Source organism: Agrobacterium sp. RAC06 (assembly GCF_001713475.1).
Lineage (GTDB): Bacteria > Pseudomonadota > Alphaproteobacteria > Rhizobiales > Rhizobiaceae > Allorhizobium.
The window spans coordinates 4,312,172-4,335,881 of record NZ_CP016499.1; the positions used below are offsets into that span (position 1 = coordinate 4,312,172).

The window sequence follows — 23,710 nt, forward strand, 5'->3', positions numbered from 1 at the left end:
ATTGTCCAGAATAGCAAGGCCCGTTAGGGCTTGATCAGGCCGCCCTGATAGTCGAGTTGATAGACCACGCGCTCACCCATCCGGATACGTTCGACACCGAGGAAGCTGCGGTAGTCTCCGACCGACTGGTCGAGATATTCTCCGAGCGGGTGCAGATAGGTGAAGCCGCCGAGAAAGCGCTTTTCCTGATAAAGGGCTGTCAGAGCCAACTTGATGACGGTGCCCGCCCGCCCGCCGTCGAAACGCTCGGCATCGAGGATGCGACCGTAATAGTTCATTGCCCAGACCGGAATCTCGCCCTGCCAGACCACTTCCTGGCCGAGAAAATCCGTTCCGCCAAAATGGCTGTCGAGATAACGAAAGCGTCCGCGCTCATAGGAAATATCCTTTGCGCCAGTCCGGCTTGCCGAGGGGGCAGGGACCTTGCCGCTGACATAGGTCACGGCCTTGGCTTCAATGATGAAACTTTCCAGAGCCTCCACGGTCGCCTCCTTTATGTCGGAACATAATGAGAACGTATTGGCTTCGGGCCGGCCCGGCAACCCTAGCAACGCATGGGTTGCGACAGTTTCAGCGGATCACTCTGCCGGAACCTGGGCGGCCAGCCTGTCGGAGAGTGCTTTCACGAGGGCGTCGGCATCATAGGGCTTACGCACGACTGGTACGGACAGTAATTCCTCTGGAACCGAGGAGCGATCGTCGTAACCCGTGGCGAAGACAAAGGGGATGCCCCGACGTATCAGCTCCTGGGCGACGGGCACCGATGTGTCGCTGCCGAGATTGATGTCGAGGATTGCGATCGCCGGGGCGAAACTTTTGAGGCGGTTCAAGGCATCGCTGCTTGAGCTCGCGGTCACGACATTATCGATGCCGGCATCGGCGAGCATCATTTCCGCATCCATGGCGATCAGAACCTGATCCTCAACCAGCAGAACCGGTATTCCGGCGATGCTGGTCGGATGATTGACCACTTCGGCCTCGACATGCGGATTGGGTTCTTCGCTCACGGTTTCAACCTCCCAGCTCATAAATCGGCCTGGCAGCCGGAACTCTGCATCCAGTCCCTCGGGGCGATAATCGACCCGGCTTGTTCCGCCGAGGTCGTAGGGAATGCTACGCTCGATGAGGGCTGAGCCAAAGCCTTTGCGACCGATGGGGCCAATGGTCGGTCCGCCGCTTTCGCGCCAGTGCAGTCGGCAGTCGCCGTCCGCGGTTCCCTCCCAGGAAATGGCGAGCGAGCCACCGTCGCGCGAAAGGGCGCCGTATTTTGCAGCATTCGTGCACATCTCGTGGATCACCAGTGCTGCCACGGCATGGGCCCGGGCGTCGAGCGTGACGGAGGGGCCGTTCACCTCGATCACGCTGCGACCAGCGCGATAGGGCAGAAGCTCTGCCTGCAGCAGGTCTTTGAGCGTGCCGCCACCACCACCCCGCGTCAGCTGGTCATGGGCGTGGGACAGCGCATGGATCCGACCGCGCAGCGAGCCGATATAGTCCTGGATCGGCAGTTCATCCCGCGAGGGCGCTGCCACCAGCGACTTGATTACGGCCAGGATGTTCTTGACCCGGTGGTTCAGCTCCTCGTTCAGCATGCGCTGGCGCACGTCGGACTTGCTGCGTTCCTCTTGCATCAGCTCGTTGTGACGCAGGACGATCTCGACGGTCGCCGAACGGATCGCTTCCGCAATCTCGAAATCGCTGTCGCGCCAGGGCGCCGCCTGACGCTGAACCGTTTCCTTCCACAGGGCAAAGCTCTTGCGTGGGGTCAGGCGATCGCCGAGCGGGCCAGCCTCATAGGACTTGTCCGGATTGCCCGCCCAGTTCAGCGTCTGCAGGCGTTCCTTGCGGAAGAAGAAGATGTAGTCGCGCGGCAAATGCGAGAGGGGAACGGCCATGACGCCGGAAACGTCTTCGAAGAAGGCTTCGGCCGGCGGATAGTCCTCAGAAAGCGCCTTTGTCGACCAGATCCGGCCATCTGCCACCTCGGCGATGAAGCGGGTGAAGTCTTCCTCAGCGCCCGGCGGCAGCGTGCTACCGATGGCCGTCCAGCGGCCATTCATCAGAAGTCCGACGCCGTCACAGGCGAACAGCGTCTGGAACTCGGGCAGGGCGGCGGTCAGGATGTCATCGAGATCGGAACGATGCGAGGCGGCCTGGAGAAACCGATCAAGCGAGCGCCGCGCCTCGTTGGATATATCCAGCTTGCGCTTCTGCTTCAGCGCCAGGAGATGCAGCGAGAAGAATTCGCCGAACATTTCTGCCGCGATGCGCTCGGACATGGTCAGGGTCTTGGGCGCATAGTGATGGCAGGCGATCAGGCCCCAGAGCTTGCCGTCGACGATGATCGAGATCGACATGGAGGCCGAAACGCCCATGTTGCGCAGATATTCACAATGGATCGGCGAGACGCTGCGCAGGTGGGCGAAGGAAAGATCGAGCGGCGCGGCCCGTTCTGCGGCCTGCGGCAGCAGATCGACGCGCAGACCTCGCGCATCCGAAATGACGCGGATCGGGTTCTGCATATAGAGGATGCGCGCCTGACGCGGGATATCGGTCGCCGGAAAATACTGGCCGAGAAAACTCTCCAGATCGTGGCGCTTGGCCTCGCTCGCGACCTTGCCCGATCCATCTTCCTCAAAGCGGTAGATCATGACGCGGTCGTAGCCGAGCACTGTGCGAACCAGCTTGGCAGACGCGGAAATCAGCAGATCGATATCGTTGATATCCTTCACCCGACCGATCATTTCACGGGCGAGCTGCAGCGGCTGGGTGCGTCGGAATGAGGGCTCGAATTCGAGGATCGCGCCCTGCTCCTGGCGATGGACGGCGACATCGAAGTGCTGTCCCGTCGGAAGCTGGAGATGGGCGATCACGGCCGGGCGGCTCGCTTCGGGGGCGGCGGCGACGGCGTTGCGGATGTCATGAATCACGTCCTCGCCGAGCAGATCGGCGATCCAGAGCCCGTCCATCGGGCCCTTGGCGCCCAGCATCTCCGGGGCATTCGCCGAATAAAGTCGGATGGAACTTATGCCTGGATCGCAGGCCAGAAGACATCCATGCGGCTGGATCGAGCCGGGGATGTGGATGGGTTCGCGATCACAATTGGTGAGATCCACGGATGGAACGTTCTGCATTCAGGGCGCTTTCGAAGGCACTACGGGCATAGTCGAAGGCGGTGTTTGCCCACCTAGCAGCGGCTCGGTTGTCGTATACACGCACGTTCTCCATATGCTCGGTCAACGCACGCCAGCTGGAAAAGTTCCGTGCCTGGGAAAAAAGATGTCGTGCACCGAAATCGGCCGACAGGCCGAGTGCTTCCGCGCGCTTGGCGAGGAGGCGGGCACCGAGCGCCGATCCTTCCAGGACATAAAGCAGTCCGACGATGCCATCGCCCTCCGGCGGTGTGAACGCCGGCTGGTCCGTCGGCGGGCGAGTGTTCAGGTCGGAAAGATCAGCTTCCAGTTCCGCATGGACACGGTGGGGCTCGTAGTCCTTGAGGTCCAAAGGCAGTTCGGCCTCGGAGAGCCAGGCTTCGACCGGCATGCGGAAGGCTGCGATGCCGGCCAGGTAACACTTGTAGTCATCAAGAGTCCGGAAACTGCCGACGAGACTATCGAGCGCCGCATGAGCGTCGGCAGTCGCCTCTTTGAGAGCCGTTCGACGGAGCGGGAAATCCATTGCAGTCCTTTCCAGATACGTCCTTCTATATCGATGGCCTTCTGATCTGTACAACCCTGAACTTGTAAGGCTGCGATCGGTCCGCCATACGTGTTCCCTCTTTTACCCCCCGACCTACGTCAAACGACGTATACGGTTTTGCACTGCGGCATCGGATAGTCCCCTTCAGCAACGGTTAACACTCATTAACCGACCGGTTGCGACCAAGAAGAGGGGATCACAACAATGTCCATGAAGATGAAACTGACAGGCGCGCTTCTCGGCGCCATGCTGTCGACGACGGCCTTCCACGGCGCATTCGCCCAGGAAGACACGATCAAGATCGGCGTTCTGCACTCGCTGTCCGGCACGATGGCGATCTCGGAAACGACGCTGAAAGACGCCATGCTGATGCTCGTCGAAGAGCAGAACAAGAAGGGTGGCATTCTCGGCAAGAAGATCGAAGCCGTCGTTGTCGACCCGGCGTCTGACTGGCCGCTGTTTGCCGAAAAGGCGCGCGAGCTGATTGAAAAGGACAAGGTTGCGGCCGTCTTCGGTTGCTGGACCTCGTCGTCGCGCAAGTCCGTTCTCCCTGTTTTCGAAGAGCTGAACTCGATCCTCTTCTACCCGGTCCAGTACGAGGGTGAAGAATCCTCGCGCAACATCTTCTACACAGGCGCTGCTCCGAACCAGCAGGCGATCCCGGCCGTTGACTACCTGGCCGAGAACGAAGGCGTCGAGCGTTGGGTTCTCGCCGGCACCGACTACGTCTATCCGCAGACGACCAACAAGATCCTCAAAGCCTATCTGATGTCCAAGGGCGTTGCCGAAGAAGACATCATGATCAACTACACGCCGTTCGGTCATTCCGACTGGCAGACCATCGTCTCCGACATCAAGAAGTTCGGTTCGGCCGGCAAGAAGACCGCCGTCGTTTCGACCATCAACGGTGACGCCAACGTGCCGTTCTACAAGGAACTGGGCAACCAGGGCATCAAGGCCGAAGACATCCCGGTCGTGGCCTTCTCGGTCGGTGAAGAAGAACTCGCCGGTCTCGATACCGCACCGCTCGTCGGTCACCTTGCCGCCTGGAACTACTTCCAGTCCGTCGACACCCCGGCCAATGCCGAGTTCATCAAGACCTGGCATGCCTTTACCGGCAACGAAAAGCGCGTGACCAACGACCCGATGGAAGCTGCCTATATCGGCTTCAACGCCTGGGTTAAGGCCGTCGAAGCTGCGGGCACGACCGAAACCGATGCCGTTCTCGACTCGATCATCGGCGTTGCCGTTCCGAACTTGACCGGCGGCTACTCGACCGTCATGCCGAACCACCACATCACCAAGCCGGTGCTGATCGGCGAAATCCAGGCCGACGGCCAGTTTGAAGTCGTCCAGGAAACGCCTGCCGTCGTCGGTGACGAGTGGTCCGATTATCTGCCTGATTCCAAGGACCTGATCGCCGATTGGCGCAAGCCGATGGAATGCGGCAACTTCAACGTTGCCACCGGCAAGTGCGGCGGCAAGGGCAGCTGATCGGCTTTTTCCCACCTCCCCCTTGAGGGGGGAGGTCATCGCCTAGCGATGGGTGGGGGTGATTTCGTGCACAGCGTCACCCCACCCCGAACCTTCGGTTCGACCCTCCCCTTCAAGGGGAGGGTGTTCGCGAACCGCACATAGCGGAACTACCCCTTCTTCCCGTCCACGGGGAGAAGGTGCCGGCAGGCGGATGAGGGGCTTTTCAGGCTCCGCCGCCCCGCCAACCGGGGGACAACAGAATGCTTATCCGTTTCATCACACTCGCCTTCCTCTTCCTTTCCTTCGCCGCGCCCTCCTTCGCGCAGAGCGATCCCAAGGATCTCATCAAAGCTCTTGGAAAAGCCAGCTTTAAAGAGGCCGAAGCGCTTCTGGGGCAGATCGCCGCGACAGGCGATCCGCGCGTCGTTCCTGCGCTCGAAGCCTTTGCAGAGGGCGAACTCTTCGTTCGCAAGTCGGACAATCAGGTCTTCATCACCAAGGCTGCCGGCAGCAATCTGGCGGCCATCGATCCGTTGACGGGCGAGACTGTCGGCGAGGAGCCCAAGGGCGCCTTCACCAAGGTGAGGGTCAACAACAATCTCCGTCGCGCCATCCGTTCCGCGCTGGGCGGACTGACGCTGCTCAGCCCGGACAGGAATGTCCGTCTTTCCGCCGCCCAGGCGGTGCTGCAGTCTCCGAGTGCCGAAAATCTTGAGCTCGTCGAGACAGCGCTTGCCAAGGAAACCGATGCCGAGGTCAAGGCGCGCATGGAGCAGGCGAGGGCCGTGTCCATTCTGGCGTCTGACCGCTCGATCGAGGAGAAGCGAGGCGCGATCGAGGCTGTCGCATCAATCGGCGGCAGACCGGCCAAGAGCATCCTGCTCTCCGTATCCGGCACCATTGATGAGAGCTTGCGGCCGGATCTCGACGCCGCCGTCTCGAAGATCGAAGGCGAGTTGATCCTGTGGGATACCGCCGAGAGTGTCTGGTACGGCATCTCGCTCGGATCGGTGCTGCTGCTCGCGGCGATCGGCCTTGCCATCACCTTTGGCGTCATGGGCATCATCAATATGGCGCATGGCGAGATGGTGATGATCGGCGCCTATTCCACCTTCGTGGTGCAGCAGGTGATCCGAACCAGCTATCCCGGTCTCTTCGACTGGTCTCTCGCCATTGCGCTGCCCGTCGCCTTCTTGATGACGGCGCTGATCGGGCTCGTCATCGAGCGCGGTGTCATCCGGTTCCTCTATGGCCGGCCGCTCGAAACGCTGCTTGCCACCTGGGGCATTTCGCTGATCCTCCAGCAGACCGTGCGCACGATCTTTGGCCCGACCAACCAGGAAGTGGGCAACCCGTCCTGGATGTCCGGCTCATTTGCGCTGGGGGGCATGACAATCACCTGGAACCGTCTCTGGATCGTGCTGTTTTCGCTCACCATCTTTTTCGCGCTGCTCGCGCTGATGAAGAAGTCCGCCTTCGGCCTGCAGATGCGCGCCGTGACGCAGAACCGCCGCATGGCGTCTTCCATGGGCATTCGGACACCCTGGGTCGATGCCTTCACCTTCGCGCTCGGATCGGGCATTGCCGGTATCGCCGGCGTGGCGCTTTCCCAGATCGACAACGTCTCTCCGAACCTCGGCCAGGCCTATATCATCGACAGTTTCATGGTCGTGGTCTTTGGCGGGGTCGGTAATCTCTGGGGTACGCTGGTCGGCGCCTTGTCGCTCGGCATCCTCAACAAGTTCCTCGAACCCTCGGTCGGCGCCGTGCTCGGCAAGATCCTCGTGCTCGTGCTGATCATTCTCTTCATTCAGAAACGACCGCGCGGCCTCTTTGCGCTCAAGGGAAGGGCGGTGGAAGCATGATTACCGGCTTCATCTTACGCGCACTCGAAGGCAAGATCCTCATTGCCGCCGGCATCCTCATCGCCTTTGCCTTGCTCGTCCCGGCGCTCAACCTGCTGACGCCGCCCGACAGCCCCTTCCATGTGCCGACCTATGTCATGTCGCTGATGGGCAAGTATCTCTGCTACGCGCTGCTGGCGCTGGCGCTCGATCTCGTCTGGGGCTATTGCGGCATTCTCTCGCTTGGCCACGGCGCCTTCTTCGCGCTCGGTGGCTATGCCATGGGCATGTATCTGATGCGCCAGATCGGCTCCCGTGGCGTATACGGTGATCCCATCCTGCCCGACTTCATGGTCTTCCTGAACTGGAAGGAACTGCCGTGGTTCTGGCATGGCATGGACATGTTCCCTGTCGCCATGGCGATGGTGCTGATCGTGCCCGGCCTGCTCGCCTTCTTTTTCGGCTGGTTTGCCTTCCGCTCCCGCGTCAACGGCGTCTATCTGTCGATCATCACCCAGGCGATGACCTATGCGCTGATGCTCGCCTTCTTCCGCAACGACATGGGCTTCGGCGGCAATAACGGCCTCACCGACTATAAGGAAATCCTCGGCTTCTCCGTCCAGGCGGACGGAACGCGTGCGGTGCTCTTTGCGCTCTCGGCGATCTTCCTGGCGCTCTGCCTGGTGATTGCGTCCGGCATCACCCGTTCTAAGTTCGGCAAGGTGCTGGTCGGCGTGCGCGATGCGGAAAGCCGCGTGCGCTTCCTTGGTTACCGGGTCGAGAACATCAAGCTCTTCACCTTCGTCGTCTCGGCGATGATGGCGGGCATTGCCGGTGCGCTTTTCGTGCCGCAGGTCGGCATCATCAACCCCGGCGAATTCGATCCGGCCAACTCGATCGAAGTCGTTGTCTGGGCGGCTGTCGGCGGGCGCGGCACGCTGATCGGGCCGATCATCGGGGCGATCCTCGTCAATGTCGGCAAGAGCTATTTCACCGGTGCCTTCCCCGATCTCTGGCTGTTTGCACTCGGCGGTCTCTTCATCTTCGTCACGCTGTTCCTGCCCAAGGGCATCGTCGGCACGGTGCAGCAGTATCTCGCACGCCGGAGGGAATATCGGGATGCAGCCGACAAGGATGCGGCGAACGCCGATGTGAAACCCCAATCGGCCCCCGTGGCTGCGGAGTGATGTGATGAGCGACAAGACCACGTCCAGCCTGCTCTATCTCAACGGTGTCTCCGTCTCCTTCGACGGCTTCAAGGCGCTGAATTCGCTCTCCTTCATCGTCGAACCCGGCGAACTTCGCGCCATCATCGGCCCTAACGGCGCCGGCAAGACGACGATGATGGACATCATCACCGGCAAGACCCGACCTGACAGCGGCGAAGTCTTCTTCGATGGCGGCAAGATCGACCTCACCAAGAAGGACGAGGCCGAGATTGCGCAGCTTGGCATCGGCCGCAAGTTCCAGAAGCCGACGGTGTTCGAAAGCCATACCGTCTGGGACAATCTGGAACTGGCGCTGAACCGCAAGCGGGGTGTCTTTGCCACGTTGTTCTATAGCCTGTCGTCCAAAGACAAGGCGCGCATCGAGGAGATCCTCGAGACGGTTCGTCTGACGCATCGCAAGGACGAGCTCGCTGCCAATCTCTCCCACGGCCAGAAGCAGTGGTTGGAGATCGGCATGCTGCTCGCCCAGGAGCCGAAGCTTCTGCTCGTCGACGAGCCGGTCGCCGGCATGACGGATGCCGAGACGGCGGAAACGGCCATTCTGCTCAAGGAGATCGCCAAGACCCGCTCCGTCGTCGTCGTAGAACACGACATGGGCTTCATCCGCGACCTCGGCGTCAAGGTGACCTGTCTGGCGGAAGGCTCGGTCCTGGCCGAGGGCTCGATCGATTTCGTTTCGAACGACCAGAAGGTCATCGAAAACTATCTGGGGCGGTGATGATGAGCGCTCTGGCGTTTGCCCCTCACCCTAACCCTCTCCCCGCAGGCGGGGAGAGGGGACTTGCCCGCCGGAACCTCGGCGGTGGTCGCAAGGGCAGCGGCACGGGGTCTTCTCCCCGCTTGCGGGGAGAAGGTGGCGGCAGCCGGATGAGGGGCGACCTAAATATGAAAAGAGAATTGCGATGCTGACAGTCGAAAACGTCAATCTCCACTACGGTGCCGCACAGGCTCTCCGAGGCGTCTCCATCAATGCCGAGATGGGCAAGATCACCTGCGTGCTCGGTCGCAACGGGGTCGGCAAGTCGTCGCTTCTGCGCGCCATCACCGGCCAGCATGCGGTGTCGGCGGGAACGATCACCTTCAACGGCCAGAAGCTCAACGGCATGGCGCCGTTCAACCGGGCGCGGACGGGCGTGGGCTATGTGCCCCAGGGCCGTGAGATCTTTCCGCTTCTGACCGTGAAAGAAAACCTCGAGACCGGTTATGCACCGCTGGAGCGCAAGGACCGCTTCATCCCGGATGATATCTTCGCGCTGTTTCCAGTCCTCGACACCATGCTGTCGCGGCGCGGGGGTGACCTCTCCGGTGGGCAGCAGCAGCAGCTGGCGATCGGGCGAGCTATGGTGACGCGGCCGAAGATCCTGGTGCTGGACGAGCCGACCGAAGGCATCCAACCGTCGATCATCAAGGATATCGGCCGGGCGATCCGCTACCTGCGCGATACGACCGGCATGGCGATCCTGCTGGTCGAGCAGTATCTGGATTTCTGCCGGGAGCTCGCCGATCACGTTTACATCATGGATCGCGGCGAGATCGTGCATGAGGGTGCAGCGGAGACGCTCGATACGCCGGAAGCGCGGCGTCATCTGACCGTCTGATTTTGCAAGACAGGGTTGATGATTTATTAGCGAAGTCGGGTTGATGCTGGGGACACGCGTGCTATTGAACGCGCATCTTCGAACAGAAGGCACATCCATGACAACCAGCACGGTTTTCCCACTCGTGCGGGCACGCGGTATTTCGCGCGTGGTCGCGGGGCTCTTTTTCTTTGGTCTTTCCAGCGCCGCTGCCCAGGCGGCGGGGTGTGGCGAACCCGTCCAGCCCGGCCACTACAGCCTCAGCTTTCAGTCCGGTGGTGTGGAGCGCGAGGCAATCTATGTCATTCCGTCGAGCTATACAGGCAAGAAGAAGGTCCCGCTGGTTCTCGATTTCCACGGCTCCAACAGCAATCCGAAGGTCCAGCTCGGCCGCAGCCACTGGAACGAGGTTGCCGAGCGCGAGGGCTTCGTGGTCATGGCGCTGGCCGGCAGCCTGAAGGGTGGATTGCCGAACACCTATGCCTGGAACGTGCCCGGTGTCACGGCAGGTGAGGGCGCGGATGAGTCCGCCGCCATTCGTGAGGCGCTGAAGATCGCAAAAGAAAAGCTCTGCATTGATGCCACCAAGGTTTACGCCTCGGGTTATTCCGGCGGCGGGCGCATGCTGTCGCAATATATCTGCAACGGCTTCCGCGAATTTGCCGCGGCCGGCTTCGTCATGGGCCTGCGCGCCGGTACACCCGTCGAGGAAAACGGTGTCTGGCAGCCGCGGCGGGAAAGCTGCCAGCCGAGCCGGCCGGTGTCGATCATCGCGTTTTCCGGCAAGAAGGATCACGTCAATCCATTCGAAGGCGGTGGCCGGGCCTATTGGCGGTATGGCGGCGAAGTGGCGCTCAACCGCTGGGCCGAACTCAACGGCTGCGATACGCGGGCCTCTCTCGAGACCGGTGAGAATGCCGACGTGGCGACCTATGCCGGCTGTCGTGCAGGCACCAGCGTTGTCTCCTATGTGATTGCCAGTGCTGACCACGCCTGGCCGGCCCGCACGGTGCGCTTCCGTCTCGCTTCTAACGGCGACAAGGCGATCCGCGAGGTTGATGCGACCGACAGAATGTGGGAGTTCTTCAAGGCCTCGGGCGGCGAGATGATTGCGACAGTCGCAGTCGACGCTGCCTGCAGCGACAAACAGAAAACCGCCGCGATCAGCGATGGCGGGCAGGGGACACGGTGCACGCGAACAAGCAAACCAGACAGCAACGCGCCGTCGGTGTCGGACGACTTGTGACAAAGTCGCTCGGCGGGCGTACGCGCATCGCCGAGCTTTATCAGGAAGGGGCGGCCAAGATCCGCCTTCCTGAGAGTTTCACCGACGAGCTCGAAGCGGTGACGATCAACACTGCGGGCGGTATTACTGGTGGCGACCAGTTCGACTGGAGCTTTCGCGCCGGTCCGGGATGTTTCCTCACCGCGACCACGCAGGCCTGTGAGAAGATCTACAAGGCCTCTGCCGGTACCGGCCAGATCACCACGCGGATCGAGGTGGGCGAGGGCGCCAAAATGCATTGGCTGCCACAGGAAAGCATTCTCTTCGACAACGCCTCGCTGACGCGCCGGCTGGAGGTCGACCTCGCCGAGGATGCCGAATTCTTGGCCGTCGAGGCGATCCTGCTCGGGCGCAAGGCCATGGGGGAGGCGATGAATGCGGGTCTGGTTCGCGACCGCTGGCGGATCCGCCGCGGAGGTCAGCTTTTGCATGCCGAAGAGCTGAAGCTCGAGGGGGATGTCGCTAACCTTGTGGCGTCCCCGGCGGTACTTGCCGGACGCGTGGCCTTTGCGACTCTCATCTTCGTCAGCCCGCGTGCCGAAGCGCTGATCCGCCCAATTCGTGAGCAGATCGGTGAAGAAATGGGCGGCGTAAGTCATTGGCAAGGCAAGCTTGTTGCCCGTGTGGCTGCCTCCGACGGTTTTGCCTTGAGAAAAATCCTGTTGCCCGTCATTTCGGCCTTGCGCGGGGGCGCGTCTGTGCCAAAAGTCTGGAATCTCTGACGATCACGCCATTGGAGCACGCATGAATCTGACGCCGCGGGAAAAGGACAAACTGCTGATCGCGATGGCCGCCATGGTCGCGCGTCGCCGGCTCGAACGGGGCGTGAAGCTCAACTATCCGGAAGCGATTGCGCTGATCACCGATTTCGTCGTCGAAGGGGCGCGCGACGGTCGCGCCGTCGCCGATCTGATGGAGGCGGGCGCGCATGTCATCACCCGCGACCAGGTGATGGAAGGCATCGCCGAGATGATCCACGACGTGCAGATCGAGGCGACGTTCCCCGACGGTACGAAACTCGTCACCGTTCACGAACCTATTCGGTGATATAGATGGGGGCGACTTCAGTCGAGACAGCTCAGTATCTCATCGAGGAGTTGAAGTATATAAGGTCTCGGCTGGAAGGTCTGTCTGCCGAGGTCACCCGGATTGAGATATTTTCCCTGAGCGGATTTGTCTCGTTTTACGGGTTTATGCTATTCGGAGATCTGAAGTCTGGGCAGTCTGTATCCGTAGATATTTCCATAAATTCGGGTCAAAATTATCAGTTGTTATTAATTAGTTTATTTGTTTTTCTTTTTTTCCTTTATGGATGGGTGAGGTATAAATTAATCATGGATGCAATTGTGAAGCACGATGATTATATCCGTGATTTTATAGAACCTTTTTTTCATGGTGGCACTCAGATTCCTGGATTTGTTAAATACTATGGACAGTACATTGCGGAAAAACAGATTAATCATCGGCTTTGGAGGCACGTATACTGGGGTGGTGGCGCGTTAATTACGTTGCTTAACTTCGCGTTCCAGTTGTGCTCGATATACGGAGAAACCCTATGATCCCCGGTGAAATCATTGCCGCCGCTGGCGAAATCGAACTGAATGCCGGACATCCGACCGTGACGCTTGAGGTCTCCAACAGCGGCGATCGCCCGGTGCAGGTCGGCAGTCACTACCACTTCTTCGAGACCAATGCCGGGCTGCTCTTCGAGCGTGACAAGGCGCGCGGCATGCGGCTCGACATTCCGGCAGGGACTGCCGTGCGCTTCGAACCCGGGCAGACGCGTCAGGTCACGCTGATCCCGCTCTCGGGCAAACGCGAAGTCTACGGTTTCCGCCAGCAGGTCATGGGCAGTCTCTGAGATGCGCGAGGCCGGGGCTAGGTCATGGGGCGAGCGATGAACTGGAGCGTGATCCTGATGCTGTGCGGTTGCGTATTGCTGCAAGACGCGCCGGCCTCGGGTGAGGACGTGCGGGACGTCGATTGCAACAATGCCCAGACCCAGGCCGACATGAACCAGTGTGCGGCCGAGGACTATCGAAAAGCCGATGCCGCGATGAATGCCCAATGGGCCGAGACGCGCGCCGCCATGCTCGCATGGGACAAGGCGACGCCACCCTCGGACGACAATGGAGCAGCCAAGCGGCTTCTGGCTTCGCAGCGTGCCTGGCTCGCCTATCGCGACGCGGCCTGTGATGTCGAAGGTTACTCGGTCGAAGGTGGTTCCATGCAGCCATTGGTGATTTCGTCCTGCCTTGCGGAGCTGACGACGCGCCGCACCGAGGAGCTGAAATCGCTGGTCGGGCTCTTTTGAGGGTGTGACGCGATGGCTCAGGCGAGACAGATCATGATCGTCGGCAATGGACCTGTTGATGCGGGGGCAGCGCCTCTCATCGATTCGGCCGATCTGCTGATCCGCTTCAATGGCAGCCGGAATTTCGGTGCGGCAGGACGCAAGACCGATATCATCGCTGTCTGCAACACTGGCCGTCCCGGGGCTCAAATGCTGGCCGATCCGGCGTGGCGCGAGAGCGAAGCCGTGCAACGGACCGCAGAGATCTGGTCCGTCCGCGATCCCGATAAATTCGCCGAACTCAAGCCGCAGCTGGCGATCAGCCATCCCGAGCTCGACGACTTCTGTGATGACTACACCGACGGTTTCGCCACCTTTGCGACCGCCAATGGCAAACAGCACAGGATCGTCCATGGCGATGTGCACACAGCCCTCGATGCAGAATTGCTTGCGCTTGATGCCGAACCCTATGTCGTGCCGTCAAGCGGCATGGTGGTGATCCAGGCGCTGCTCACCGATCCCGAACATGCCGAGGATACGATCATTCTCGCCGGCTTCGGTCATAGCGGCTGGGACGGTCATCCCTTCGAGGCAGAGCGCCGCCTCGTTGACCGTTACATCGCCAGCGGCCGGGTGATGCGGCTGCAACCTCTCTTTGCTTCCTCCCTCTCCCAAGGAACCTGACGCCCATGTCCTACAAGATGTCCCGCGCCGCCTATGCTTCGATGTTCGGTCCGACCACGGGCGACAAGGTGCGTCTTGCAGATACGGAACTGTTCATCGAGGTGGAGAAGGATTTCACCACCTATGGTGAAGAGGTGAAGTTTGGCGGCGGCAAGGTCATCCGTGACGGCATGGGCCAGAGCCAGGTGACGCGGGCGGATGGCGCCGTCGATACCGTCATCACCAATGCGCTGATCCTCGACCACTGGGGCATCGTGAAGGCGGATATCGGCCTCAAGGACGGCCGCATCGTCGCGATCGGCAAGGCCGGCAATCCGGATACGCAGCCGGGCGTCAACATAATCGTCGGTCCGGGCACCGAAGCGATCGCGGGCGAAGGCAAGATCATCACCGCCGGTGGCATGGATGCGCATATCCACTTCATCTGCCCGCAGCAGATCGAGGAGGCGCTGATGTCCGGCCTCACCTGCATGCTGGGCGGCGGCACGGGGCCGGCACATGGCACGCTTGCCACCACCTGCACGCCCGGCCCCTGGCATATCGCGCGGATGATCGAGGCCGCCGATGCCTTCCCGATGAACCTCGCCTTTGCCGGCAAGGGCAATGCGTCGCTGCCGGGTGCGCTTGAGGAAATGGTGCTGGGAGGTGCTACCTCGCTCAAGCTGCATGAGGACTGGGGCACGACGCCTGGCGCCATCGATTGCTGCCTCTCGGTTGCCGACCAGTACGATGTCCAGGTGATGATCCATACGGACACGCTGAACGAGAGCGGCTTTGTCGAGGATACTGTCAACGCCATCCGTGGCCGCACGATCCACGCCTTCCACACGGAAGGGGCGGGCGGCGGCCATGCGCCTGATATCATCAAGATCTGCGGCCAGATGAACGTCATCCCGTCGTCGACCAATCCGACGCGCCCCTACACGGTAAATACGATCGCCGAGCATCTGGACATGCTGATGGTCTGCCATCACCTGTCGTCGTCGATCCCGGAAGACATCGCCTTTGCCGAAAGCCGCATCCGCAAGGAAACGATCGCGGCCGAAGACATCTTGCATGACATCGGTGCCTTCTCGATCATCTCGTCCGACAGCCAGGCCATGGGCCGCGTCGGCGAAGTGATCATCCGCACCTGGCAGACGGCCGACAAGATGAAGCGCCAGCGCGGCGCACTTCCATCGGAAACCGGCGACAATGACAACATGCGCGCCAAGCGTTATATCGCGAAATACACGATCAACCCGGCGATCGCCCATGGTGTGAGCCATGAAATCGGATCGGTCGAAGTCGGCAAGCGCGCCGATCTCGTCATCTGGAACCCGGCCTTCTTCGGCGTGAAGCCTGACATGATCCTGATGGGGGGCATGATTGCGGCCGCTCCGATGGGCGATCCGAATGCCTCGATCCCGACGCCGCAGCCGGTGCATTACCGGCCTATGTTCGGCGCCTATGGCAAGGCGCGCACAAACACTTCCGTCACCTTCGTCAGCCAGGCCGCCATCGATGCCGGACTCGGCAACCGTCTCGGCGTCGCCAAACAGCTTGTCGCGGTGAAAAATACCCGTGGCGGTATCTCGAAGAAGTCGATGATCCACAACGACTTGACGCCGCATGTGGAAGTGGATCCGGAAACCTATGAAGTGCGCGCTGATGGTGAGTTGTTGACTTGCGAGCCGGCAACGAAGCTGCCGATGGCGCAGCGGTATTTCCTGTTCTGATGCGCTTTGCCATTAAGGTGACGAAATGGATGGGCGGCCTGATGGTCGCCCTTCTTGTTGCGCTTTCAATGGGCGTGTTCGTGCCCCGTCCGCTGGCCTCGCCTGCGGAGGCATCCGTGGGCGACGGAACGCAGATCCTGCTGCTCGCCAATCCCATCCACACGGACATCGCGCTGCCAGTCGATGACGAGGTGCGGGCGGCCTTTGCCGATCTCGCTCCCTCCGGCCTGCCGGTCGACATGCCCGGTGTCGAGTATCTGATCATCGGCTGGGGTGGGCGGTCCTTCTACATCGAAACGCCGACCTGGGGCGATATCCGGCCGCTGCCGGTCCTGAAGGCGCTGACCATCGATCGCTCCGTGCTGCATGTCTCGGTTGCCGGTCCGATCGATCCTGCCCATCCCACGGTGCGCCCGCTCGCGGTGACGCAAGAGGGGCGTGGCCGGATGATCGCGGCGATCCGTGCGAGCTTCGTGCGTGACGGCGGTTCGCCGGTTGCCATTCCCGGTACGGCCTATGGTTTCGACGACGCCTTCTTCGAGGCAAAGGGCGCGTTCAACGCCTTCCTCGGATGCAACACCTGGACGGCTGCGATGTTGCGGGCAGGTGGGGTGCGTACGGGCTGGTGGACGCCCTTGCCGCAATTGCTCGATCTTTCCATCGATCTTCACCACGATGCCTGAGACCCCGACATCGATCTTGCCATCACCGCCTGACCGCGCGTCATAGGATGACATTGTCGTCCATTTTAGGTGCTTCCGAGGTCAATGCGGCGATCGATCGCATTTTAGCGATTCGATTAGGGATTGAGGAAGCGACACTGCCTAATCCAGTACGCATCTTCATGAAGGAGCGGGCGGTTGAGTCGCGGCAGCAAATGGCTTTGGCGGCAGGTCGATGTGGGGGCGCTGGACAGCGCCGGCGCGGTCCGTCGCTTTGCCCTGTCGGTTGGTTTCCGAGCGGTGATCGTGACCAGTCTGGCAGGCCTCGTCTTGCTGCCGCTCCTTTATGTCCTCAACGTCGTCGCCACTCCGATCGACCAGACGATGCGGTTGATGGTGGCCTTTTCCTGGCTGTTCGGCGGCGTGCTTTCGGCTGCCTGTGCTTTCGTCGCCGGCCATGTGCTGCGTGAACTTCTGCTGTCGCGGCGAAAGTTCGAGCGCCTCAGCCGCACCGACACACTGTCCGGTCTCGCCAACCGCCGTGCCTTCAACGAGGCGTCACTCGCCATTGATTGGGATGCTTCCCTCGCGATCATCGATATCGACCGGTTCAAGACGATCAATGATCGCTACGGCCATCAGACGGGGGATCGCGTCATCCAGTCCATCTCCTCGCTGTTGAAGGAGGTCTTTGGCGAAGCGCATCTCGTCGCCCGCCTCGGCGGGGAGGAATTCGGCGTCATCATCAGGGGCGGCAGCGTTGCCGAAAGGCTCGCCCTTGTCGAGCAGGCGAGACGTCGTGTGGCGGCCGAAACAATCCTGTTCCAGGACACGGAACTTCACGTCACAGTCTCCGCCGGCGTTGCCGAATTTACGCCCGGCAAGCGGCCCGAAAGCGTCTATGCCTGGGCAGACAAGGCGTTATACCTTGCCAAGGAAAGTGGACGGGATTGCGTTTTCCACGAAAATTCGCTCGCCCTTGTGGAGGCTTTTTCCGCCGATCATGCCCCTGATGATGCTCAGCTTTTTGCGGCCATCGGACGCCGGGTCTGAAGAACGATCTTGCTGTCTGCCTTATTCCTGTGCATGGTTCAAAAAACAGCCATGCCGGAGTTTTCATGCAGCGTGCAACGTCTTTCAAATCCGCCGGTTTTATCACCGATGCGCCTGATGGGGTCGTTGTGCTTCCCCATGACGGGCGCCATCTGCGGCGCAAGCTCTTGCATCTCGACAATGGCGAGATGGTCATGCTCGACCTTAAGGAACCTGTGCTGTTCCATCATGGAGATCGGCTCGTGCTCGACGATGGCACGACCATCGAGATCCAGGCGGCGGAGGAACGGCTGTTCGAGATCCGCGCGCGCGATACTCTGCATCTGATCGAACTTGCCTGGCATCTCGGCAACCGGCATCTGGCGGCCCAGATCGAGGCCGACCGTATTCTGATCCAACGCGATCACGTCATCCGCGACATGCTGGCCGGGCTCGGGGCCGAGGTCAGTGAGGTGGTCGAGCCGTTCCAGCCGGTGCGCGGGGCTTATCATGCGCATGGTAGCCACGGTTCCCACGGGGGGCACCACGATGCCGGCCACGGCTGAGTTGGGCGCCGGTGGCCTTGGTGGTCGCCAGGCGCTTCTGCGTCTGATGGCCTGGCTGTCACCGGCCTTTCCGGTTGGCGGGTTCTCCTATTCTGCGGGCTTTGAGAGCGCTGTGGTGGAGAGGCATGTCGTTGATGGTGACGCGGTCGAGGCCTGGCTTCAGATGCTGATGAGCGACGGCGGGCTGCGCAATGATGCAATCCTGCTCTCCGAGGCGCATCGCTGCCAGAGCGAGGGCCGGGCGCTTAACGATCTGATTGCACTCGCGACGGCGTTGGCGGCGTCCGCGGAGCGCCATGCTGAAATCACCCGGCTTGGCGAGGCATTCGTCAAGGCCGCTGCCGCCTGGTCGCATCCCGTGATCGACGCCCTGGCGGGGCCTGTGCCCTACAGCGTCGCCGTTGGTGCGGTGGCGTCAGCCCATGGGGTCGGACGACCCGACGCGCTTGCCGCCTTCCTGCACGCGCAGGTGTCGCAATATGTTTCGGTCGCGATCCGCCTCGGCGTGATCGGACAGACGCGCGGAGTGGCGATCCTCGCTGCATCGGAAAGCCGCATTCTCGATGCCGCCTCCCGATACTCCGAGCTCGGTCTCGACGATCTCGGATCGGCGACCGTCATCGCCGATACGCTCAGCATGCGCCACGAGACGCAATACTCACGGCTTTTCCAATCCTAGGCGAAAGCGCTTACACAGGACGAAGATGATGAAATCGAAGAATGGTCCTCTCCGCGTCGGTATCGGCGGGCCTGTCGGATCCGGCAAGACGGCGCTCACCGAAAAACTCTGCAAGGCCATGCGTGACGACTATTCGGTCGCGGTGGTGACCAACGATATCTATACGCGCGAGGATGCCGATGCGTTGATCCGCATGCAGGCTCTGAGTTCGGATCGCGTCGTCGGCGTCGAAACCGGGGGATGTCCGCATACGGCAATCCGTGAGGATGCCTCGATCAACCTGAAAGCCATTGCCGATCTCAATGCACGCATCCCGGATCTCGAGGTGGTCTTCATCGAATCGGGCGGCGACAATCTCGCGGCGACTTTCTCCCCTGACCTCGCCGACATCACCCTTTATGTGATCTCGGTCTGCCAGGGCGAGGAAATCCCGCGCAAGGGCGGACCTGGCATCACGCGCTCGGATCTGCTCATCATCAACAAGACGGATCTCGCGCCGCATGTCGGTGTCGATCTCGAGGTGATGGAGCGGGATGCTGGAAAGATGCGCTCTGAGCGCCCCTTCGTCTTCACCGATCTGAAGCGGGGTGCCGGTGTCGAACAGATCGTCAGCTTCCTGCAGCAGAGTGGGGGGCTCTGAGCAGAAGCCAAGGGGCCAGAGTGCCGATGCCCTCAGATCTGTCTGAGGGCGTTGACGTCGCTGATCTGGATCGTGCGTCCGCGCACCACGACGCCGACGCGCTTGAGCGTCGAGAAGGCTCGTGACAGTGCTTCGGGTGCCAGACCGAGCTTGCCCGCGAGCAGGCTCTTCTGGAAGGGCAGGCGAATAGAGGCTGGGCCGCCCTCAGCTTCACAATGGGTCAGGAGATAATGCGCGACGCGCTGCGGGGCGGTCTGCAGGCGGTCATTGGCAATGCAGTCCATTGTCGTGCGCAGATGGTCGGAGAGGCAGCGGATGACCGCCTTTGCGACATCCTTCTCCTGTTCGGAGAGTGCCCGGACGCGCTGCAGGTCGAAGCGTGCGAGCGTCACCGTTTCAGCCGCCTGGGCGTTGTAGAGATACTTGTCGCCGATCGCCAGCAGGCATTCGGCAAAGGTATCTCCGGGACCGCAGATTCGGATATCGGCTTCGCGACCGTCCTTGTTCAGGCGGTAAAGGCGCACATAGCCGCTCAGCACGCTGTAGAAGCTGTCGGCGGGCTCTCCTTCGCGGAACAGGACTTCGCGCGCCTCGTAGGTGGAGATGTTGGCGATTTCCATCATCGAGGCCATCGCCGTGGGGCCCAATTGTGACAAGAACGACGTCCGCAATAGCGTGTTCTTGTCGCGCGGGTTCAGTCTCAGGATCTTGTTCACGGTCTTCACGGCTCCCCATCCATCGCGGTATCAGGGCATGCACCGCTGCCGTCGTCGTGCTCAAGTCCGCCTCGTGGGATGTGCACGCCGCCTGCAGGTCCGGGTGGTCGTGCCCTTTCCATTGGTAGTCACAATATCGCGAGCGGGGGCAGATCCGATTGATTTCGATCAATCGCGCAACGGCAAATCAGGTTTGTCTAATCTGATCCGGCGGCTTGCAAAAACGCGAAAGGCCGGGCGCTGGGCCCGGCCTTTCGTGATCACCCAGCGTCGGTCCTACTCTGCGGCGAGCGGCGGCAGGTTGATGACGTTGCCGTTGCCATCGCCCTTGCGCGTAACCGGCTGGCTGCGTTCGACAGCCGCGACACGGCGATCTATGGCTTCCAGCGCCTGAACGTTCTGACGCGCCAGGAAGGAAAGGACTTCCGGTGTCAACGGCTCTTCCTCTTCTTCCTTCTTGCCGACGAAACGGCTGAAGATCCAGCCCAAGAGGCGGGAGACGTCGTCGAGGATCAGGAAGAAGGCCGGCACAACCACAAGGCTCAATACCGTCGAAACGATGATGCCGCCGATGACGGCGATCGCCATCGGCGCGCGGAACGAGCCGCCTTCGCCGACACCGAGCGCCGAGGGCAACATGCCCGCCGACATGGCGATAGAGGTCATGATGATCGGCCGGGCGCGCTTGCGGCCCGCTTCAACCATGGCCTCAAGCCGGTGCATGCCCTGACGACGCATTTCGATGGCGAAGTCCACGAGCAGGATGGCGTTCTTCGTCACGATGCCCATCAGCATCAGGATGCCGATCAGGACCGGCATGGAGAGCGCGTTGTTGGTGATGATCAGCGCGACCGCCACGCCGCCGATTGCGAGCGGCAGCGAGAACAGGATGGTGAAGGGCTGGATCACGTCCTTGAAGAGCAGGATCAGCACCGTCAGCACCAGCAGCAGGCCGAGGATCATGGCGTTGACGAAGCTCTGCTGCATCTCGGCCTGGATCTTGGCATCACCGCTTTCGGCCAGACGGACGCTTGCGGGGATCTCGGCATTCTCGACCGTCGTGCGGAAAGCGGCCGTCGCGGTATCGAGTGCAACACCCTGAGGCAGGCCGGCACCGATCGAGACGACACGGTTGCGGTCGTTGCGCTTGATCGAAGAGACGCCTTCTGCGTAGTCGATGTCGGCGACGCTGGAGAGCGGAACGGTGGCGCCGCTTGCCGTGCGCACCTTCAGCGACCGGATGGCGGCGAGATCCGTGCGCAGGTCCAGTGAAGCCTGGACGCGGATTGGGATCTGGCGGTTGTCGAGCGAGATCTTCGGCAGGGCTGCATCGACGTCGCCTATGGTGGCGACGCGAACCGTCTGGGCGATCTGCTGCGCGGTGATGCCGAGGCGGGCTGCCTCATCGGCGCGAGGGCGGATCTGCAGCTCCGGACGGGGCAGGGCGCCGTCGGCGCTGACATTGGCGAGTTCCGGCACCTGGCGAAGCTTGGCTTCGAGGATGCCGACAGCCTGGTTCAACTCCTCCTCGTTCTTGGAGAGAAAGTTGAAGGTGATGTCGCGCTCACCCCGGTCATTGAGCTTGGTGACCCGGATATCCGGAATGCCGGCAAGCTTGGCGAAGACCTCTTCCTCGACATCCCATTGCGGACGGATACGGCCGTTTTCGGGAAGCTTCGGCATATATTGGCCGATCAGCGGAATGTTGCCGAGACCGCCATTGACGAGGGTCTTGGCAAGCGAATGCTCGATCCGGTCGAGGTTCATCGTCACGCTGGCACGGCGCAGCTCCAGATCGCCGCGCGGCGAGGAGCCGCCCAGGATGAAGATGCTGGCGACATCGGGCACGTCCTGGATGGCCGCGTAGATCTCGTCCGTCTTGCGTTCTGTTTCGTCGAGCGTCGCATTTGGCGGAAGCTCGACGGAAAGCACGATACGGCCTGCATCTTCCGGCGGAATGAAGCTGCCGGGGACGCCTGCGAGAAGCATGATCGAGCCGATCAGAAAGGCGATGGCAGCAGCCAGCGTGCCAAGGCGCGAATACCAGCGGCGCGTCGTGAAACGCACGAGCTTGGTATACATCTTGAGGGGCAGACTGTCGTTATCGTGATGGTCGTCCATCGCGTCTTCCGGCCGCATGAGATAGGCGGCCATCATCGGCGTGATGAGACGCGCCACAAGCAGCGAGAAGAAGACGGAGAAGGCCACCGTCAGGCCGAACTGGATGAAGTACTGGCCCGGGATGCCCGGCATGAAGGACACCGGCACGAAGACCGCGATGATCGTAAACGTCGTCGCGATGACCGCGAGGCCGATTTCGTCCGCCGCCTCGATGGCCGCGCGATAGGGCGTCTTGCCCATCTTGATGTGGCGGGCGATGTTTTCCACCTCGACGATCGCGTCGTCGACGAGAATGCCGGTGGCCAGCGTCAGCGCCAGGAAGGACACGAGGTTCAGCGAGAAGCCCATCATGTCCATGACCCAGAAGGTCGGGATGGCCGAGAGGGGCAGTGCTACGGCAGAGATCAGTGTTGCACGCCAGTTGCGCAGGAAGAGCAGAACGACGATGACGGCGAGGATTGCACCCTCGACGAGGGTATGCATCGCGGCTTCATAGTTGCCGTAGGTGAAGTAGACCGAGTCGTCGATCATCTCGATCTGGACGTTCGGGTTCTCGGCGCGAACCGTGGCGAGGCTCTCGGCCACGGTTTCTGCCACCGTCACTTCACTCGCCCCCTTGGCGCGGAAGACGGCGAAGGACACGACCGGCTTGCCGTCGTGACGGGCGAAGGATCTCTGTTCCTCGTACGTGTCGTAGACACGACCGAGGTCGGAAAGCTTGACGAAACGGCCGCCGGGGAGCGCGATTGTGGTGTTGGCAAGGCTCTCGACGTCGCGATTGTCACCGAGCGTGCGGATCGACTGCTCGGCGCCGGCCACCTGGCCGCGGCCCGAGCCCAGATCGACGTTCGTGCCCTTCAACTGGCCCGATATGTCGGAGGCGGTGACGCCCAGGGCATCGAGACGGTTGGGATCGAGCTCGACGCGCACCTCGCGATCGGCGCCGCCATAGCGGTCGACGCGACCGATGCCGGGCTGGCCCTGCAGGGCGCGCTTGACGCTGTCATCGACGAACCAGGAAAGTTCGGCAAGGTTCATGTTCGGCGAGGAGACGGCGAAGCTCTGGATTGCCTGACCCTCGACGTCGATCTTGGTGACGATCGGCTCCTCGACGGAGGCCGGAAGATCGCCACGGATCTGATCGATTGCGTCCTTGACGTCCTGCACCGCCTGTTCGGTGGGCACTTCCATGCGGAACATGACGACCGTCTGGGACATCCCGTCGGTGACGGTCGAATTGATTTCGTCGACGCCGGTGATCGAGGCCACCGCGTCTTCGACTTCCTTCGTCACCTGGCTTTCGAGTTCAGCCGGGGAGGCACCACTCTGGCCCACGGTGATTGCCACAAGCGGCACGTCGATGTTCGGGAAGCGGGTGATCGGCAGCGCATAAAACGACTGGATGCCGACGACCATCAGCAGGAAGAAGCCCAGGATCGGCGCAATCGGATTGCGGATGGACCATGCGGAGAAGTTCATGGCGTCGTCG

At 61.5% G+C, this 23,710-nt stretch carries 22 protein-coding genes; 17 read left to right on the forward strand and 5 right to left on the reverse strand.

From position 1 onward, the window contains the following. Window positions 1–23: 23 nt before the first annotated feature. The 3 genes from BSY240_RS20445 to BSY240_RS20455 all read right to left on the reverse strand — a co-directional run bounded on the left by BSY240_RS20445 (window position 24) and on the right by BSY240_RS20455 (window position 3,678). The gene (locus BSY240_RS20445; RefSeq protein ID WP_083229760.1) at window positions 24–473 is read right to left on the reverse strand and encodes a DUF5680 domain-containing protein; all 450 of its coding nucleotides are present in this window, start codon (window positions 471–473) and stop codon (window positions 24–26) included. Between the two features lie 105 nt (window positions 474–578). Further along, window positions 579–3,134: an HWE histidine kinase domain-containing protein gene (locus BSY240_RS20450; protein WP_069043536.1), complete on the reverse strand. Its 2,556-nt coding sequence runs from the start codon at window positions 3,132–3,134 to the stop codon at window positions 579–581. Beyond that, the gene (locus tag BSY240_RS20455) at window positions 3,097–3,678 is read right to left on the reverse strand and encodes a biliverdin-producing heme oxygenase (protein ID WP_069043537.1); all 582 of its coding nucleotides are present in this window, start codon (window positions 3,676–3,678) and stop codon (window positions 3,097–3,099) included. The genes BSY240_RS20450 and BSY240_RS20455 overlap by 38 nt, the downstream gene beginning before the upstream one ends. A gap of 225 nt (window positions 3,679–3,903) precedes the next feature. Between BSY240_RS20455 and urtA the strand changes: the two genes are divergently transcribed. The 17 genes from urtA to ureG all read left to right on the forward strand — a co-directional run bounded on the left by urtA (window position 3,904) and on the right by ureG (window position 19,384). Further along, window positions 3,904–5,193: an urea ABC transporter substrate-binding protein gene (urtA, locus tag BSY240_RS20460; protein ID WP_054148363.1), complete on the forward strand. Its 1,290-nt coding sequence runs from the start codon at window positions 3,904–3,906 to the stop codon at window positions 5,191–5,193. 242 nt (window positions 5,194–5,435) lie between these two features. Then, complete coding sequence (gene urtB, locus BSY240_RS20465; RefSeq protein WP_069043538.1) at window positions 5,436–7,040, forward strand: urea ABC transporter permease subunit UrtB; 1,605 nt, start codon at window positions 5,436–5,438, stop codon at window positions 7,038–7,040. Then, window positions 7,037–8,206, forward strand: coding sequence for an urea ABC transporter permease subunit UrtC (gene urtC / locus BSY240_RS20470; RefSeq protein ID WP_069043539.1), 1,170 nt, complete (start codon window positions 7,037–7,039; stop codon window positions 8,204–8,206). The genes urtB and urtC overlap by 4 nt, the downstream gene beginning before the upstream one ends. Before the next feature lie 4 nt (window positions 8,207–8,210). Next, window positions 8,211–8,966: an urea ABC transporter ATP-binding protein UrtD gene (gene urtD, locus BSY240_RS20475; RefSeq protein ID WP_150127508.1), complete on the forward strand. Its 756-nt coding sequence runs from the start codon at window positions 8,211–8,213 to the stop codon at window positions 8,964–8,966. A 184-nt stretch (window positions 8,967–9,150) separates the two neighbouring features. Further along, window positions 9,151–9,846, forward strand: coding sequence for an urea ABC transporter ATP-binding subunit UrtE (urtE, locus tag BSY240_RS20480; RefSeq protein WP_054148367.1), 696 nt, complete (start codon window positions 9,151–9,153; stop codon window positions 9,844–9,846). 97 nt (window positions 9,847–9,943) lie between these two features. Then, complete coding sequence (locus BSY240_RS20485) at window positions 9,944–11,071, forward strand: alpha/beta hydrolase family esterase (RefSeq protein ID WP_069043540.1); 1,128 nt, start codon at window positions 9,944–9,946, stop codon at window positions 11,069–11,071. Then, complete coding sequence (locus tag BSY240_RS20490; RefSeq protein WP_069043541.1) at window positions 11,014–11,832, forward strand: urease accessory protein UreD; 819 nt, start codon at window positions 11,014–11,016, stop codon at window positions 11,830–11,832. Before BSY240_RS20485 ends, BSY240_RS20490 begins: the two co-directional genes overlap by 58 nt. Window positions 11,833–11,854: 22 nt before the next feature. After that, a complete protein-coding gene (locus tag BSY240_RS20495) occupies window positions 11,855–12,157 on the forward strand; it encodes an urease subunit gamma (protein WP_006725821.1) in 303 nt (100 codons plus the stop codon). 508 nt (window positions 12,158–12,665) lie between these two features. After that, entirely contained in the window at window positions 12,666–12,971 is a 306-nt protein-coding gene (locus BSY240_RS20505) for an urease subunit beta (RefSeq protein ID WP_069043543.1), read from the forward strand. A 36-nt stretch (window positions 12,972–13,007) separates the two neighbouring features. Then, window positions 13,008–13,424 (forward strand): lysozyme inhibitor LprI family protein, encoded by a 417-nt coding sequence (locus BSY240_RS20510; RefSeq protein WP_069043544.1) that lies wholly within the window; start codon window positions 13,008–13,010, stop codon window positions 13,422–13,424. Window positions 13,425–13,436: 12 nt separating this feature from the next. Beyond that, window positions 13,437–14,087 carry a Urease operon accessory protein gene (locus BSY240_RS20515; protein WP_069043545.1) on the forward strand — a complete coding sequence of 217 codons (651 nt, stop codon included), beginning with the start codon at window positions 13,437–13,439 and terminating at the stop codon, window positions 14,085–14,087. A 5-nt stretch (window positions 14,088–14,092) separates the two neighbouring features. Continuing rightward, window positions 14,093–15,805 carry an urease subunit alpha gene (gene ureC, locus BSY240_RS20520; protein WP_069043546.1) on the forward strand — a complete coding sequence of 571 codons (1,713 nt, stop codon included), beginning with the start codon at window positions 14,093–14,095 and terminating at the stop codon, window positions 15,803–15,805. Next, window positions 15,805–16,488, forward strand: coding sequence for a TIGR02117 family protein (locus BSY240_RS20525; RefSeq protein WP_083229687.1), 684 nt, complete (start codon window positions 15,805–15,807; stop codon window positions 16,486–16,488). Before ureC ends, BSY240_RS20525 begins: the two co-directional genes overlap by 1 nt. Window positions 16,489–16,665: 177 nt before the next feature. Next, a complete protein-coding gene (locus tag BSY240_RS20530; RefSeq protein ID WP_069043547.1) occupies window positions 16,666–17,520 on the forward strand; it encodes a GGDEF domain-containing protein in 855 nt (284 codons plus the stop codon). 65 nt (window positions 17,521–17,585) lie between these two features. Beyond that, the gene (ureE, locus tag BSY240_RS20535) at window positions 17,586–18,065 is read left to right on the forward strand and encodes an urease accessory protein UreE (RefSeq protein ID WP_054148376.1); all 480 of its coding nucleotides are present in this window, start codon (window positions 17,586–17,588) and stop codon (window positions 18,063–18,065) included. Further along, a complete protein-coding gene (locus BSY240_RS20540) occupies window positions 18,049–18,744 on the forward strand; it encodes an urease accessory protein UreF (protein WP_069043548.1) in 696 nt (231 codons plus the stop codon). Before ureE ends, BSY240_RS20540 begins: the two co-directional genes overlap by 17 nt. A gap of 28 nt (window positions 18,745–18,772) precedes the next feature. Further along, the gene (gene ureG, locus BSY240_RS20545; RefSeq protein ID WP_069043549.1) at window positions 18,773–19,384 is read left to right on the forward strand and encodes an urease accessory protein UreG; all 612 of its coding nucleotides are present in this window, start codon (window positions 18,773–18,775) and stop codon (window positions 19,382–19,384) included. A gap of 32 nt (window positions 19,385–19,416) precedes the next feature. On the opposite strand, the gene BSY240_RS20550 is transcribed toward ureG, so the two are convergent. Together BSY240_RS20550 and BSY240_RS20555 are read right to left on the reverse strand one after the other, a co-directional pair. Next, window positions 19,417–20,100 carry a Crp/Fnr family transcriptional regulator gene (locus BSY240_RS20550; RefSeq protein ID WP_054148531.1) on the reverse strand — a complete coding sequence of 228 codons (684 nt, stop codon included), beginning with the start codon at window positions 20,098–20,100 and terminating at the stop codon, window positions 19,417–19,419. A gap of 276 nt (window positions 20,101–20,376) precedes the next feature. Then, entirely contained in the window at window positions 20,377–23,700 is a 3,324-nt protein-coding gene (locus tag BSY240_RS20555; protein WP_069043550.1) for an efflux RND transporter permease subunit, read from the reverse strand. Between the last annotated feature and the right edge of the window lie 10 nt (window positions 23,701–23,710).